At 44.4% G+C, this 15,258-nt stretch carries 13 protein-coding genes; 5 read left to right on the forward strand and 8 right to left on the reverse strand.

The features are described 5' to 3' along the window. Nucleotides 1-520: 520 nt before the first annotated feature. Both JRG66_RS09315 and JRG66_RS09320 read right to left on the reverse strand, forming a co-directional pair. Entirely contained in the window at nt 521-1,294 is a 774-nt protein-coding gene (locus tag JRG66_RS09315) for a TIGR03915 family putative DNA repair protein (protein WP_265162497.1), read from the reverse strand. Continuing rightward, the gene (locus JRG66_RS09320; protein WP_265162498.1) at nt 1,295-2,554 is read right to left on the reverse strand and encodes a putative DNA modification/repair radical SAM protein; all 1,260 of its coding nucleotides are present in this window, start codon (nt 2,552-2,554) and stop codon (nt 1,295-1,297) included. A 266-nt stretch (nt 2,555-2,820) separates the two neighbouring features. Between JRG66_RS09320 and JRG66_RS09325 the strand changes: the two genes are divergently transcribed. From JRG66_RS09325 to JRG66_RS09340, 4 genes are all read left to right on the forward strand, one after another. Beyond that, a complete protein-coding gene (locus JRG66_RS09325; protein WP_265162499.1) occupies nt 2,821-3,729 on the forward strand; it encodes a pseudouridine synthase in 909 nt (302 codons plus the stop codon). A gap of 261 nt (nt 3,730-3,990) precedes the next feature. Then, the gene (locus JRG66_RS09330; protein WP_265162500.1) at nt 3,991-5,388 is read left to right on the forward strand and encodes an arginine decarboxylase; all 1,398 of its coding nucleotides are present in this window, start codon (nt 3,991-3,993) and stop codon (nt 5,386-5,388) included. Between the two features lie 66 nt (nt 5,389-5,454). Then, nucleotides 5,455-6,330: an agmatinase gene (gene speB, locus JRG66_RS09335; RefSeq protein WP_265162501.1), complete on the forward strand. Its 876-nt coding sequence runs from the start codon at nt 5,455-5,457 to the stop codon at nt 6,328-6,330. Further along, entirely contained in the window at nt 6,323-7,294 is a 972-nt protein-coding gene (locus tag JRG66_RS09340) for a deoxyhypusine synthase family protein (RefSeq protein ID WP_265162502.1), read from the forward strand. The genes speB and JRG66_RS09340 overlap by 8 nt, the downstream gene beginning before the upstream one ends. A gap of 399 nt (nt 7,295-7,693) precedes the next feature. On the opposite strand, the gene mptB is transcribed toward JRG66_RS09340, so the two are convergent. Then, nucleotides 7,694-8,872 carry a polyprenol phosphomannose-dependent alpha 1,6 mannosyltransferase MptB gene (gene mptB, locus JRG66_RS09345; RefSeq protein ID WP_265162504.1) on the reverse strand — a complete coding sequence of 393 codons (1,179 nt, stop codon included), beginning with the start codon at nt 8,870-8,872 and terminating at the stop codon, nt 7,694-7,696. Between mptB and JRG66_RS09350 the strand changes: the two genes are divergently transcribed. Further along, nucleotides 8,873-9,070 carry a hypothetical protein gene (locus JRG66_RS09350; RefSeq protein WP_265162505.1) on the forward strand — a complete coding sequence of 66 codons (198 nt, stop codon included), beginning with the start codon at nt 8,873-8,875 and terminating at the stop codon, nt 9,068-9,070. 23 nt (nt 9,071-9,093) lie between these two features. Here JRG66_RS09350 and JRG66_RS09355 read toward each other — a convergent pair whose 3' ends face one another. From JRG66_RS09355 to JRG66_RS09375, 5 genes are all read right to left on the reverse strand, one after another. After that, entirely contained in the window at nt 9,094-10,635 is a 1,542-nt protein-coding gene (locus JRG66_RS09355) for a cellulose synthase family protein (RefSeq protein ID WP_265162506.1), read from the reverse strand. A gap of 35 nt (nt 10,636-10,670) precedes the next feature. Next, the gene (locus tag JRG66_RS09360) at nt 10,671-11,360 is read right to left on the reverse strand and encodes a glycosyltransferase family 2 protein (RefSeq protein WP_265162507.1); all 690 of its coding nucleotides are present in this window, start codon (nt 11,358-11,360) and stop codon (nt 10,671-10,673) included. A gap of 29 nt (nt 11,361-11,389) precedes the next feature. After that, entirely contained in the window at nt 11,390-12,988 is a 1,599-nt protein-coding gene (locus JRG66_RS09365) for a 4Fe-4S binding protein (RefSeq protein ID WP_265162508.1), read from the reverse strand. Between the two features lie 137 nt (nt 12,989-13,125). Further along, complete coding sequence (locus JRG66_RS09370) at nt 13,126-14,427, reverse strand: NAD(P)/FAD-dependent oxidoreductase (RefSeq protein WP_265162509.1); 1,302 nt, start codon at nt 14,425-14,427, stop codon at nt 13,126-13,128. Further along, nucleotides 14,427-15,257, reverse strand: a complete 831-nt coding sequence (locus JRG66_RS09375) for a purine-nucleoside phosphorylase (RefSeq protein WP_265162510.1) — start codon at nt 15,255-15,257, stop codon at nt 14,427-14,429. The genes JRG66_RS09370 and JRG66_RS09375 overlap by 1 nt, the downstream gene beginning before the upstream one ends. Nucleotide 15,258: the final 1 nt, after the last annotated feature.

The raw sequence follows: 15,258 nt of genomic DNA on the forward strand, positions 1-15,258 counted from the left end.
CAATTGCCTCCGCCTTTAGGCGGAGGAATTAATCAAACAAGCCGGGGCTTTAGCCCAATTGAGTTCTCCAATTCCATCAGATTCTTTTGTAAACCAATCAGAAATTTGGGCTAAAGCCAGTGGCAATTCATCGGGATTATTTTGATCTGGAATAACTTACCTCTCAAAAATGGCATTCCCTGAAGATTTTTTTCTGAAGGTGTTCCCGGTTGTCAGACAGGAGATTCTGAAATAAACTCAGCATAACGGGGGTTTTATTCAACCCGTTCCGAGATTTGAAGATCTGCAAGAAAGAATTATCAATTGCCTCCGCCTTTAGACGGGGGATTAATAGAACCAAAGATTGATAGGGCTTTAGCCCAATTGAGTTCTCCAATTCCATCAGCTCCTTTTGTAAACCAGTCAGAAATTTGGGCTAAAGCCCTGATTTTACCTCTTCTTCAAACCACTGGCTAAAGCCAATGGCAATTCATCGGGATTATTTTGATCTGGAATAACTTACCTCTCAAAAATGACATTTTTAGAGGTTCTTTTCTGTGAGGTATTTCCAGTAGCGCTTCGGAAGCTGCTGTAAATGTAACTTGCTGTTCGCCCTGCTTTTGATATTTGTACTGGTGAAATACTGATTCCACAACTGCTGAAATGCTATTTCTGAAGAATGAAAATATGCTTCGGGTGCGCCTGAAATACCAACTTCAGGATCGAGATCAAGACTGATGTAATTTACTGCAGCAAGATCCCAGGCAATCCCAAAGTTCCGTTTTAGATCGTAGATGATCCACTTTTGATCGGCATAACGGTTCTTAAAATGGCTTTTTATAAGCGGCAGCACATTAAAATCTGGTTCTATGGCAGCAAAATACACCTCATCCCTGGTGCGTCTGAACCTTACAAAAGCTTCCATGCGATGCTTCTCCCGTCCGACTTTTTTTGCGGCCTGCGCCACTTTGAGCACTGCAGGGTGTGAAAAATCCCGGTCTACCGGCACATTTTCGGCCAGGATGTAGCGTATCATGCGGTACAGCTGCATCTCCATTTGGGAAATTTCACTCAAAAAAGCCCATTTTAGATCCCTAAGCCCCGCTGCCGAAGTTTTCTTCTTCAGGGATAACCACACTCTTTTTGCTTTTCCTGAATGGGTGATCACCTCATAAGAAGCTGTGAATAATTGTTGTGTAGTGTTTTCCGAAGCATTTATGGCCACAACTTTCAGCTTTTCTTCATAAGCTGTGAACACACAGGTTAAAAAACCTTCCAAAGTTCCGTCGTAAGAAAGTACTGCCTGCTGTTCCATCTAAAAAAGGCTTAATTGGGTCCCGGTTTCTTTCCTGAATTTCCCGGAAGAGGTCTTTAAAATGACATTTTTGAGGTACTCGCTTGAAGGTTCTTTCACTTCAAATTCGCGGGAATCGCAGGTAATGAAATATTTGGCCCGGTTCATGGCGATACCAATTTTACTGAGGTGCTCCCAATTGAGCTTCCGGAATTTCCTGGCCTGCACGATTTTGTTCACCGATTTTAACCCAATCCCCGGAATGCGCAACAGCAACTGCTTTTCTACCCTGTTAATGTTCACCGGAAACAAATGCCGGTTGCGCAGCGCCCAGCTGAGCTTTGGATCTACTTCAAGGTCGAGGTTGAGGTTTTGTTCATTCAGCAGCTCACGAATATCGAAGCCGTAGAACCTCAGCAGCCAGTCGGTCTGGTACAGGCGGTTTTCCCGCAACAGCGGCACCTTACTGTTCAATGCCGGCAGGCGCGGATCTTCAGCCACAGGAACATATCCTGAATAATACACCCGCTTCATATTGTATTTTTTGTAAAAAAAGTTAGCTGAATACATAATATCCCGGTCACTTTCTCCCGATGCGCCCACGATCATCTGCGTACTTTGGCCTGCCGGCGCATATTTTGGGGTGCTTTTAATGAAAAGGCTCTCCTGTTTATACTGAATGATCTCATTTTTCACTTTTTCCATGGGTTTGATGAAATCTTCATGCTTTTTATCGGGTGCCAGGAGCTTGAGTCCGCTTTTGGTGGGGATCTCGATGTTGACGCTCAGCCGGTCGGCATAGAGCCCGGCTTCGCGCATGAGTTCGTCACTGGCCCCGGGAATGGACTTCAGGTGAATATACCCGTTGAAATTCTCTTCGAGCCGCAGTTTTTTTGCCACCTGGATGAGCCGCTCCATGGTGTAATCGGCATCCTTAAAGATCCCTGAGCTCAGGAACAGGCCTTCAATATAATTTCGACGGTAAAAATGAATGGTGAGGTCAACGACTTCCTGCACTTTAAAGGCTGCGCGTTTTATGTCGTTGCTCTTTCGGGTAACGCAGTAGGCGCAGTCAAAAATGCAGTGATTGGTGAGCAGGATTTTAAGCAGGGAAACGCAGCGGCCGTCTTCGGTGTAGGAATGGCAAATGCCCATGCCCGAGGAATCTCCCAGGCCCTTGGTCGTGTTTTTGCGTTTGCTTCCGCTGGAAGAACAGGAAACGTCGTATTTGGCGGCATCGGCCAGGATACTCAGCTTCTCCTTTATTCTCTCATAATCCATACTGCTGAATTTCAGCAAAAATAGGAAATTTTCCTATAATTCGGAATAAATCCTTCCCGGGAGATGATTTAATTAAATTACCTCTCAAAAATGGCATTTTCGAAACATTCTTTGTCGTTGTCACCTTGAGTGGAGGCGAAAGGTCATTCCTGAACTTTCCGCAGATCACAGAGATTGTGAAAATTTTCAGATCGCCACATTTTCAAATCCTCCCATCCTCAAATCTTTTATGAAACAAACACTATCTTTGTACAAAATTATTTTATATGAGTAGAAATGACAGGTCATCCGGAAGCAGGGGAGACCGCTCTTCCGGTAAAACTTATGGCGGAAGACAGGGAGGCGGCGAACGAACGAAATCCCATTCCCGTGGAAATGCGCCGGTGAACCGGAATGAAAAGGATCCTAAAAACATGTCCCGGGGCAATGCGCCGCTTAAGAAAAAGCAGGGAGGGGCCGGGAAAAGTGAAGGCATAAGACTAAACAAGTATATTGCAAATTCCGGTGTCTGCTCCAGGCGGGATGCCGATATTTACATTGCTGCCGGAAATGTTACTGTGAACGGAAAGGTAGTGACCGAAATGGGGCACAGAGTACAAATTTCAGATGAAGTGAAATTTGACGGCCGCCGAATCAATCCCGAAAAACCTGAGTATGTTCTTCTAAATAAGCCAAAAGGTTTTTATGTAACCGGCAGTCTTGAGAAAAAGAACAGGACGGTGATGGATCTTATAGCCAATGCATCAAAATCGAAACTCTCTCCGGTTGGGAAACTCGATACCCAGGCAACAGGTTTGTTGTTGTTCACCAATGACGGTACTTTGGCAAAGAACCTTGCCAGTCCTAAAAATGGCATCAGGCAGATCTATCACCTTGAGCTGGACAAAGATCTGGCTTATGATGACCTTCAGAAGATAAAAGAAGGAGTAACGCTCGAAGATGGCACGGTAAAGGTGACCGATGTGAGCTATGTGGAAAATCAGCCTAAGCGGGAGGTAGGCCTTGAAATTAAAAGCACCAAACCTCATATTGTACAGCGTATCTTTAAAAGCCTTGGCTATGAAATTGTAAAGCTTGACAGGGTGGTTTATGGGGGGCTCACCAAAAAAGACCTCGCTCGCGGTCACTGGAGAGTATTGAGCAGGCAGGAGGTGATCAACCTCTCGAACCTTTAATGTTAGCAGGAGCATAGGTTAAAAATACCGGCCGGAAAGTTGTAAAAGGAGATTAAAAAAAATCCTGCAACTTTCCGGCTTTTTAATACATTTGCTTTAGCTAAGCTAAAATGATGAAAGAATCGCCACGGGCCCTATCCCATTGGTTTTTATACTGTTTCTTCCCCGGCACTTGTAGCCTTAACAAACTTTTATCACCTTATTTTTTCAGCATTGGCTTATAATTTCTACTTTTTAACCTCAAACCTTATTACGTAAAAATTGAATACGAAGTACAGCGATTTAATCGACCAGACTTATTATTTCCCCCAGGAAGAATTTACAGTAGAAGGTAGTGAACTGCATTTCCACGGAATAGACCTGATGGAGATTGTTAAAGAATACGGCGCCCCATTGAAGTTCACTTATCTCCCCAAAATTTCAGAAAATATAAATAAGGCCAAAAAATGGTTTTTTGATGCCCTAAAAAAGCACGACTACCCGGGTTCTTACAATTATTGCTACTGCACCAAAAGTTCTCATTTTGAGCACGTGCTCAATGAAGCTTTAAAGAACGATATTCACATTGAAACATCGGCGGCGGTAGATATCAATATTGTAGAAAGCCTTAAGAAAAAGGGGAAGATCACTAATGATACCTATGTGATTTGTAACGGTTTTAAGCGCAACGGTTATATTACAAATATAGCCAACCTCATTAATGGCGGACATAAAAACTGTGTTCCCATAATTGATAATTACGAGGAGATCGACCTGCTTTCTGAAGCTATAGACGGGAAATTTAAAATTGGGATCAGGATTGCTTCGGAAGAAGAACCGAAATTTGAATTTTACACCTCCCGTTTGGGTATAGGGTATAAGAACATAGTTCCTTTTTTTAACAAGCAAATCAAGGATAATGACCAGGTAGAACTTAAGATGCTGCACTTCTTCATCAATACCGGGATTCGCGATACCGCTTATTACTGGAATGAATTGCTGAAGTGTCTCAGGGTGTACATCAACCTGAAGCGGGTTTGCCCAACCCTTGACAGCCTTAACATTGGAGGTGGTTTCCCGGTGAAGAATTCCCTTCATTTTGATTATGACTACCAGTACATGGTCGAAGAAATTGTGAACCAGATCAAGATCGCCTGTGATGATGCCGAGGTAGAGCCGCCTCACATATTTACAGAGTTTGGCTCCTTTACAGTTGGGGAGAGTGGTGGTGCTATCTACGAGATCCTTTACCAGAAGCAGCAGAACGACAGGGAAAAATGGAATATGATCAACTCCTCTTTCATTACCACCCTGCCCGATACCTGGGCCATAAGTAAAAAGTTTGTCATGCTGGCCGTGAACCGCTGGAATGACGAATATGAGCGGGTATTGCTTGGCGGCCTCACCTGTGATAGTGATGATTATTACAACTCAGAGCAAAACACCAACGCCATTTACCTTCCAAAGTACAAGAAAGAAAAACCCTTGTATATCGGCTTTTTTAACACAGGAGCCTATCAGGATACCATTGGCGGTTTTGGCGGACTGCAGCACTGTTTGATTCCGCAGCCAAAGCAAATCCTTATTAACAGAGACAAAGACGGAAACCTGGAGACCAGGCTATTTAGCGAGCAGCAGGAGCCCCAGGATTTTCTTAAAATTCTCGGATACGAGAAATAGTCTGAAATTTTTATATTTTTAACTATATATAATTGAAGCAATTAGAACACAACAATCGCTAATAAAATGAGTAAAAAGAATTACGCCGGCATTCCGGACAAGTATGCACGCTTAGATGACGCAAAAGTAGTTTTGATCCCGGTTCCTTATGACGGAACAAGTACCTGGGGTAAGGGAGCCGATAAAGGCCCCGATGCTTTTCTGGAAGCTTCAGAAAATATGGAGCTCTTTGATATCGAGACCCGTACTGAAGTCTATAAAAAAGGCGTGTACCTTGCACCGCCGGTGACCGAAAATTCCTCCCCCGAGAAAATGGTGGAAGCGGTTCATAAAACTGTAAAGAACTACATTAAGCAGGAAAAATTCGTTACTATTTTTGGAGGCGAGCATTCCATTTCTATTGGAACCATTCGTGCTTTTAACGAAAGCTTTGAAGACCTTACCGTGGTGCAGATCGATGCACATGCCGATTTGCGTCCCGAGTATGAAGGCACCACCTGTAACCACGCCTGTGCCGTTCACGAAGCCAGTAAGAAAACCAACCTTATCCAGGTAGGTATACGCTCTATGGATATTTCTGAAATGGATCATATGGATGAGAACCAGGTGTACTGGGCTCACGATCTTTACGAAGACTGGATGGAAGATGCCATTGGGCAAATGACCCCAAACGTGTTTATCACTATAGACCTTGATGCGTTTGATCCTTCTATCCTGCCATCTACAGGTACTCCCGAACCCGGCGGAATGTTCTGGTATGAAACCCTCGAATTCCTTAAGCTGATGTTCAAAAAGAAGAACGTGGTAGGATTCGACATTGTAGAGCTTAACCCGAATGAAAACGAAAAATCATCCGATTTTCTTGCGGCCAAACTTTACTACAAGATGTTGAGCTACAAATTTAAATATTTAAATCATAACGAAGACGAAGACGATGAGTAAAGGACCGGTTACGGAATTTATAGAAAGACATTTTAAACATTTTAACTCAGCGGCTCTTGTAGATGCCGCAAAAGGATATCAGGCCCAACTTGACAAGGGGAACAAAATGCTTGTTACCCTCGCCGGTGCGATGAGTACTGCCGAGATTGGTAAAAGTTTTGCTGAAATGATCCGTCAGGATAAGGTGCAGTTCATTTCCTGTACAGGGGCCAACCTGGAAGAGGATGTGATGAACCTTGTGGCGCATACCCATTACGAGCGTGTGCCTCATTATCGGGATCTCACAGCGCAGGATGAATGGGACCTGTTGGAGCGTGGTCTTAACCGCGTGACAGATACCTGTATTCCTGAAGAAGAAGCCTTTCGAAGAATCCAGAAGCATATCGTAAAGATCTGGAAAGATGCTGAAGCTGCAGGAGAACGGTATTTTCCGCATGAATATATGTATAAGCTGTTGCTCAGCGGAGTAATGGAGGAGTATTACGAGATCGACCTGAAGGATTCCTGGATGTATGCCGCAGCAGAAAAGAACCTGCCAATGGTGGTTCCCGGCTGGGAAGACAGTACGATGGGGAACATTTTCGCTTCTTATGTCATGAAAGGCGAACTAAAAGCCTCTACCATGAAATCGGGAATTGAATATATGGGCTTCATTGCCGACTGGTACACGAAGAACACCGATAAGGGAGTTGGTTTCTTCCAGATTGGAGGAGGTATAGCCGGAGATTTCCCAATATGTGTGGTGCCAATGCTTTACCAGGATATGGAAATGCATGACATCCCATTCTGGAGCTATTTCTGCCAGATATCAGATTCCACAACCAGCTACGGAAGTTATTCCGGTGCTGTACCAAATGAAAAGATCACCTGGGGAAAACTCGATAAAGACACGCCTAAATTCATTATCGAGAGTGATGCTACCATCGTGGCGCCTCTTGTGTTTGCTTACCTTTTAGGCTGGTAACCACAAGTCTTAAAATAATTATTCAACTCCGGAAGCAGCAATGTTTCCGGAGTTTTTGTTTCCCGCAGATTGCGCAGATCTTCGCTGATTTTTTTGTGGTATCAGGGTGAAGCATAGCCACGGATTCACAGAAATAAAATAAAACTCTCCGCTTTGCCCCGGTCCTAAAAGGAGGCGGAATATTTGAGAAAGTAAGATTTCTTCGTGCTCTTCTTTTTTAATCTTTGTGTCTTTTCTGTGAAATTTTCACGTCTTCATTTGCGGGAATCTGCGAGATCAGCGGGGAATATTTGTAATTCTAATAACTTCCAGTAATTTTTTTTCTGATCACTGATCACTGACCACTAATTTTCTGCGGCCTCTGCGGAAAGCCTTTGCGCCCTCTGCGAGAAAACTTCTTTATTGAAATTTGGAATTTGTTGCCTGGAATTTGATAACCTCATAGACCATCACTCCAAATATTACGACATATTCCAAGGCAATAATCCACAGGTTCTCCTCATAATCCGGCTGCGAATAAGCAAAGTAACTCAGCGCCACCATTAGGCTCCACACCTGCACAAATTTATAGCGGGTAAAAACAGAAAGTAGGAGCGGAGTGGCCAGGTACCAGGGATGTACTGTAGTGGCCAGCAATAAATAGATCACCATACCAAACATCATGCTGGTGAGCAAGCCCCTCATTTCCTGATTTTGTTTTAAAATGGCCATAAAGAGGATTGAGACAAACACCACACCCGCCAGTGCAGGTCCCGCATATCCAATGATGTTATAGCCTTCAACCTCATAACCAATCCACCTGATGAGGTAATAAATACTCGCATTAAACTCAAACTTCTGAAACCAGAGATTTATGCTGCTGAAGAAATTTTCTGCAAATGCACCCGAAAGAAATGGCAGGAAGAAGAGAAGTAAGATTATACCTGTGGCTGCATAATATACCAAAGCTCTTTTCCAGCCAAGCCTTCTGAAGAGGAGCGGAAGAAAAATAAGCGGGATCAGTTTCACCGCAATAGAACAGGAAAAGAAGAGGGCGCTAAAAAGCCATTTTTGACACTGTAGTATATAGAGGGCTGCCAGTAGAAAGAACAGCATTACTCCTTCAAAATGAAGATTTCCGGTGAGTTCGATGATGACGAGCGGATTTAGCAGATAGAGAAAAATATTGCTTTCAGGAAACTTGAGGTTTCTCAGCAGTTTTCTTCCGAAGTAAAAGATCCCGATATCGGCAGCGATTATAAATATCCGAAGCCAGACAACAGACGTGAGGATGCTATTTCCGCCAAAAAGAGCAGCCAGGGCAAAGAAAAGTTGGTTGAGCGGCGGATAGTTAGTCGGGTTCCTGGCGCTAAGGCTGCTCATGCCTTCATAAAGTTCCTGCGCTCCTGAAAATGGTAAATCTCCTGAAGAAAAATATTCAGCAGGAGTCATCAAATAGGGATTTATTCCTTCCAGCAATAACCTGCCGTCCCAGATGAAGCGATAGAAATCCTGGGATAAATTTGGTATAGCAAACAGGAATAGCAGGCGAAAAATAATTGCGGCTGCCAGTAAAATTTTCAGATTGTACCGCTGCAATTGAAAGAATTTGTAGCTAAGAACAAAGAGTCCGCCCCAGAGGGACAAAAGTTTGAAAAAGTCCGTCCTTTCCAGGTCGTAAGAGAAAGCCAGATAAAAGGCACAGCAACTGAGGAAAATGAGGAGAGGGATCTTGTGGAGGCTGAGGAACTTTTTCATGCTTCACAACTAAACCTCACAGGTTTTCAAAACCTGTGAGGTTTGAATTTATTTAATGTTCTTTAATTAAAATTTTCATCCTCGAATGCATCATCCAAAAGAAGTTCATCATCAGCATTTTTCGCCATCTTCTGGAATTTCTCTTCCCAGTTTTTTCTTGGAGTTTTAATGGGAGGTCTCCCAACCTCAATATTTAAAGAAGTCAGCACCACATAAGAAAACCCGAAAAACATCATTAAATGGAAGGGGAGCAGGCTGTAACTACCAATCCTGAAAGCTGAAAAGATCCCGAAGCCAAACAACAGCATCAACATAATTTCCAGGATCAATTGAAAAGTGATCTTCACCGGAACTTTAATTTTTGTGTGAAGGTTTTCTTTAAGATTGAATTTTGGGGTTCTTATGAACTCGCTTTTCTTCCCAAAATGCCCTTCCAGAATGGCGATACTATTGTGCAGGGAAAGCCCCATAGCGATGGAAAAAAACGTAAAAAACAGGCCTGTAAACCTGAAAAATGAGAGCTGTTGATCTTTATGGAGTTCCCGATAAGCTGCGTAATAAGTAATAAAAAAAATAACCGGACTTAAAATGAAGACGGTCATCCCGGTCAAAATTCCGGAGTAGGAGGGATCATTGAGTAAGAAGAGCACAGGGATACTAATAATTCCCATCAACAGTACCACGAAAAAAAAGCTGCTGTTTAAAAGGTGAAAGAAACTGTGGATGCGGGTGCCAAAAGTGGTGTTTTTTTCCTTTAATACTTTCCTGTAATTCTTCTGAAAATTCTCTGCTGCCCCTTTATTCCACCGGAATTGCTGTGAACGTGCTGCCTCAATGGTTATAGGTAATTCGGCGGGAGTTACTACTTCTTTTAAGTATTTAAATTTCCAGCCTTTGAGCTGGGCCCGGTAGCTAAGGTCGAGGTCTTCGGTAAGCGTGTCGCCTTGCCAGTTTCCGGCATCAAGGATGCAGGTTTTTCGCCAGATTCCGGCGGTGCCGTTGAAGTTGATAAAATGTTTCCCAAAGTTTCGCCCTGTTTGCTCCAGGATAAAGTGGTAATCGAGCAGGAAAGCCTGCAATTTTGTGAGCAGCGAATAATCGGCATTAAGGTGCCCCCAACGCGTTTGTACCACCCCCAGACGTTCGTTTTTAAAATAAGGAACAGTTTTTTTGAGCCAGTCTGGCTTCGGAAGAAAATCGGAATCAAAAATGGCAATAAATTCTCCTTTTGCAGCGTCCAGTCCGGCTTTTAGCGCACCGGCCTTAAAGCCCATGCGGTTTTTTCGGGTGAGGTGTTGAATGGGGAAACCTTCAGCCCGGAGTTCAGTAATAATTTGGGCTGTTAATTCGGCGGAATCATCGGTAGAATCATCGAGTACCTGAACTTCGAGTTTGTGGTGGGGATAATCTATTTCAGCAATATTCCGAAGCAGGCGTTCCACTACAGGTTTTTCGTTGTAGAGGGGCAGTTGTATAGTGACAAAAGGGAATTGAGCGGGGTGTGAAAAATGCCATTTTTGAGAGGTGTCTTTGTGTTTTCTACTTCTTCGGAAGTTGATGAGCAGGTGCAGCAGGGAGAGGCTGTAGAGAAAAACTACAAACATTAACAACCCGAAAATTATTAAAATTGCCGTTCCCATTATTTGAAGCTGTATTTAAAGATCCATGTAAGGATCTTGACTCCGGCCATAAAAGCGCCTTTTACAGTTCCCGAAACTTTTGAAACCCCTATCCGGTTGCGGTAATGCACCGGTACTTCTTCATAGCTGAAGTCCTTTTTCAGTGCCTTTAGTTGCATTTCTACCGTCCAGCCGTAGGTTTTGTCTTCCATTTCCAAAGCCAGTAACTTCTCGTACTTAATTGCCCTAAACGGACCAAGATCTGTAAACCGGGCGTTGAAGAACAACTTCATAAGGCTTGTTGCCAGCCAGTTTCCAAAGATCTGCGGAAAGGTCATCGCTCCTTTTTCCCGCCAGCGTTTCACTCTTGCGCCAATCACCAAATCAACATTTCTTTGGATAATTGGCTCCACGATCTTTTCCAGTTCCTGCGGAAAGTCGCTGTAGTCACCATCTAAAAATACGATAATTTCAGGCTTTTTTGGGAGCTGTGCGACATATTCCATTCCTTTTAAACAGGCGTGGCCGTAGCCTTTTTTCGGCTCCCGAAGCACTGTGGCACCAGCTTTTGCAGCATTCTCTTCTGTGGCATCTGTAGAATTATTACTCACCACGATGACCTCGTCCACAATTTCAGGCACATTTTTCACTACCAAATTAATCGAACCGGCTTCGTTATATGCAGGAATAATGACTTTTATTTGAGGCATTTCAGCAGAAATTTTTACTCCGCCAAAGGTCAGGAATTGAAAGGAGAACTGTGAGGATCCCGGGTAGCTTTTTTCTGTTGCCGGATAAGATCGAGAAGATCGACATCATTCCCTAGAAGTACAGCTTCGCTGTTGATCCTGCCTTCCAAAGCACCATTTTCGAGTTTAAGGACGCCCCGCGGGCACACAGCGCTGCAAATCCCACAGCCCACGCAGCTGGAACGCACAATATTTTCCCCTTTTTGAGCATAAGCCCGCACATCGATTCCCATTTCACAGTAGGTGGAGCAGTTGCCGCAGGAGATGCACTGCCCGCCGTTGGTGGTGATCCTGAATTTGGAGAACAGGCGCTGCTGCATTCCCAGCACGGCGGCCATTGGGCAGCCAAAACGACACCACACCCGGTTCCCAAAAATTGGATAAAAACCGACCCCTATCACCCCTGAAAAAGCCGCGCCGATCAGGAAGCCATACCATTGCCTTAGCAGGTAACCGTAGGTCATTCCGCTGAAGTAGAATGCAGCGATAATCGCCAGAACAATGCTGAGGGAGATAATTGCACCTTTTTTGGCATCTTTTGCCAGCCTGTGTCTTTTGAATATCCAGATAAGACCAAAAAGCAGGACCAGAAAAGCTGCAGATCCCAGTAGAAAAACATTCTTGTTTAGCCAGAACTGGTCGGGGTTTTCATTCAGAAATGAATATATCACCGCGATGGTCATGACCACCACTAAAACCAAAACCGTATGTATGATATATCTTTCAAATTTCCATGTTGCCCTGCTTTTGTCGGATAAATGCCTGTACGGGTCGCCCGCAGTTTCTGCGAGTCCGCCACAGCCACAAACCCAGGAGCAGTACCATCTTTTTCCATAGAAATAGGTGAGGATGGGGGTGATCACAAATATGGATGCAATTCCGAAGAAGAGCATAAGCAGCCCAATATTTCCTGCGGAAAAGAATTCTGATAATTTATAGCCCGCAAAAAGATCGTAGTTGAGCGGCCATATATTCACCGGATTAAAGTACGGCTGATTGAGCCGCATGAGGATCTCGGGAATAAGGAACGCGAACCCTAACTGAAAAAACATAACCGAAAAGGTGCGCAATACCTCGTACTTGTTGTGCCGGTACTTGAGCAGGAATTTATATCCAAAGATAAGGATCGCGAGGGTGTAGAATGTTCCGTAAACAAACCACTGACTTGCAGGTTGGCCGCTTATAAACCTGCTGAGCGGATCGAATAAACCAACGAGTCCGGAGTTGGCACCATCGGGATTGTAGCCCAGGTATTGAGGAAACCAGTAGAGTACAACGTAGAAAAGGGTGAGCAGAATTGCGGTGCCCCAGGCGAGCACTCCCCGAGCGGTCATGGATTTGAACCAGATCCCGTCGTTTTTTACACCTGCAGGTTTTCCATAGTACTGGTCATTTGCGAAAATTATAACGCCAAGGCTTATCAATCCAAGACCCAACCAAAGGAACATTTGAGGCAATTGCAGATTAAAAATGGCCAGGGTAAAGATGAATACTCCCGTCCAGCCAATACCCGTGGCTACTTTTTGAGTAGTGGAGAGTGTTGCGGGCGGTTCTCCGGAAAGAGACATGTTGTGTTGGGGTGTGGACATAATTTAAAGATCAGACCTCACAGGTCTTGGAGACCTGTGAGGTCTTTTTTTTTATGATTCAATGTCTGAATTTAAATCTAATCCTGTTCTTTTTTTCTTTTTTTGCAGACCTCAGAGGTTTTTAAAACCTCTGAGGTCTAATGTTCTAGTCGTTCCCTGACCTGATGTTTAAAACTACTAAAAATCTCCTTCTCGTAGCGATCGTAAAATTCAGGATCGAAATTAGCTTCGCGAAGGTGTGAGAGGATAAACTCCAGATCGCGTTCGTCTGTTAGCCAGCGGTCGAGAACTTCATGTCTCATACGGATTCCAAAGGTGTTGATCCCAAAAAACCTGAAATTCTCAGGATGATATGCAATGGTTACAGCCTTTGTTCCATCCGGATGTTCCCAATGCAGATGTTGCTCATGTTCCCCGGGATTGGCACTCACATAACCATAGGTTTGAAATTCGATCTCAAAAAATTTCGCGCTGTTGAACCAGTGGCCGGGATTATAAGGAAATGGCTTTCCGCAGATGGTCTGCGCCACGGTCTCGCCCATCATACGGGCGGTGTACCATACAGCTTCGATGTCTTTTCTGCCATTTTTGGGCTCCTTGTGCTGCGCACAGTCACCAATGGCATAAACATCTGTTATATTGGTCTGCAGGTAAGGATCAACAAGGATTCCGTGGTCAATTTCAATTTCTGAACCTTCCAAAAATGTAATATTTGGCTTCACACCCACAGAGATGCCCAGCAGGTCACAATCAATTTGCTCTCCCGCAGAGGTTTTTACAGAAGTCACTCTGCCGTTGGTGCCTTTTATTTCCTTTAATTCAGTTTCGTGTTTCAAAATGATCCCGTGGCTTTCAATGTGCCGGGAGATGAATTGCGCATTCTGCAAAGGCAACACATTTTGCCAAAAAGCTTTTTCCCGAATGAGCATGGTCACCGGTATGTTGCGGGTGTGCAGCATCTCGGCCAGTTCCACGCCTATGAGTCCGCCGCCAACAATCACTGCACTCTTGCAGGTCCGGGTATTTTCTTCCAGCAATTCAAGATCCTGCTTTGAAACCAGTCCCTGAACGCCTTTTAAATCTTCCCCTTCAATCCCGAGGAAACGAGGCACAGAACCGGTGGCAAGAATAAGTTTGTCGTAATATATTCTTTCACCACCTCTCAAAAATAGCATTTTTGAAGAGGCTTCTATTTTCTCGACATACGCCTGCTTCAGCTCAATTCGATTTTCCTCCCAAAACCAGTCTTCGTAAGGCTTCAGGTGCTCCCATTTCATGTGGCCCATGTACACATACATGAGGGCGGTACGCGAAAAAAAGAAATCACTTTCCGCAGAGATGACCGTGATCTTTTTATCGGAAATTCTTCTTATGTGCCGTGCAGCAGTGATCCCGGCAATGCCGTTTCCAATGATCACCACATGTTCGGGAGTAGACATTATTCCGCAGGTTTTAGTTCTATCCGCTTGATGAGTTCTCTAAAGAGCGTGATCATTTGCGGCTCGGCTTTTCCCGCAGTTTCTATAATATCCTGAATATTTACAGGTTTAAGATCGTCCGGATTCCCTTCATCTGTCAATACTGAAACTGCAGCAATTGGGATCTTCAAATGATTTGCCACGATCACCTCGGGCACTGTACTCATGCCAACAGCATCGGCCCCAATGGTGCGCAGGTAACGATATTCGGCCCGGGTTTCGAGCTGAGGCCCTACCACTGCAGCGTAAACGCCTTTGTGCAGTGGAAAGCCGTTTTCTTTGGCAATTTCCTGCATAATCCGGCCGCTTTGCTGGTCGTAAGGCGCACTCATATCTGTAAAGCGGGTGCCCAGTTGCTCCACGCCTCTAAATGCCAGCGGGGAACCGCCCTGAAGGTTGATATGGTCGTCGATAAGCATGATGTCCCCCTTTTTAAAATCGGGGTTAACAGAGCCGGCGGCGTTCGAGATGAGCAGCTTCTTTATGCCAAGCCGTTTCATCACCCTTACCGGAAATGTCACGTCCCAAAGGGAGTAACCTTCGTAAATGTGGAAACGCCCCTGCATCACCACCACTTTTTTATCGTCGAGCTTTCCAAAAATGAGCTTCCCTTTGTGGAATTCCACGGTTGCTGTTGGGAAGCCGGGAATGTGGTTGTAACTGACTTCTGAAATTATTTCCAGTTCATCAATTAACTTACCCAATCCTGTGCCCAGTATGATCCCTATTTCGGGTTTATCGAAGCCCCTGGCCTCAAGAAATTCTGTAGTGTGTTCTAAATCTTTGAGCATT

Origin of the sequence: Salinimicrobium tongyeongense (assembly GCF_026109735.1) — a bacterium.
Lineage (GTDB): Bacteria > Bacteroidota > Bacteroidia > Flavobacteriales > Flavobacteriaceae > Salinimicrobium > Salinimicrobium tongyeongense.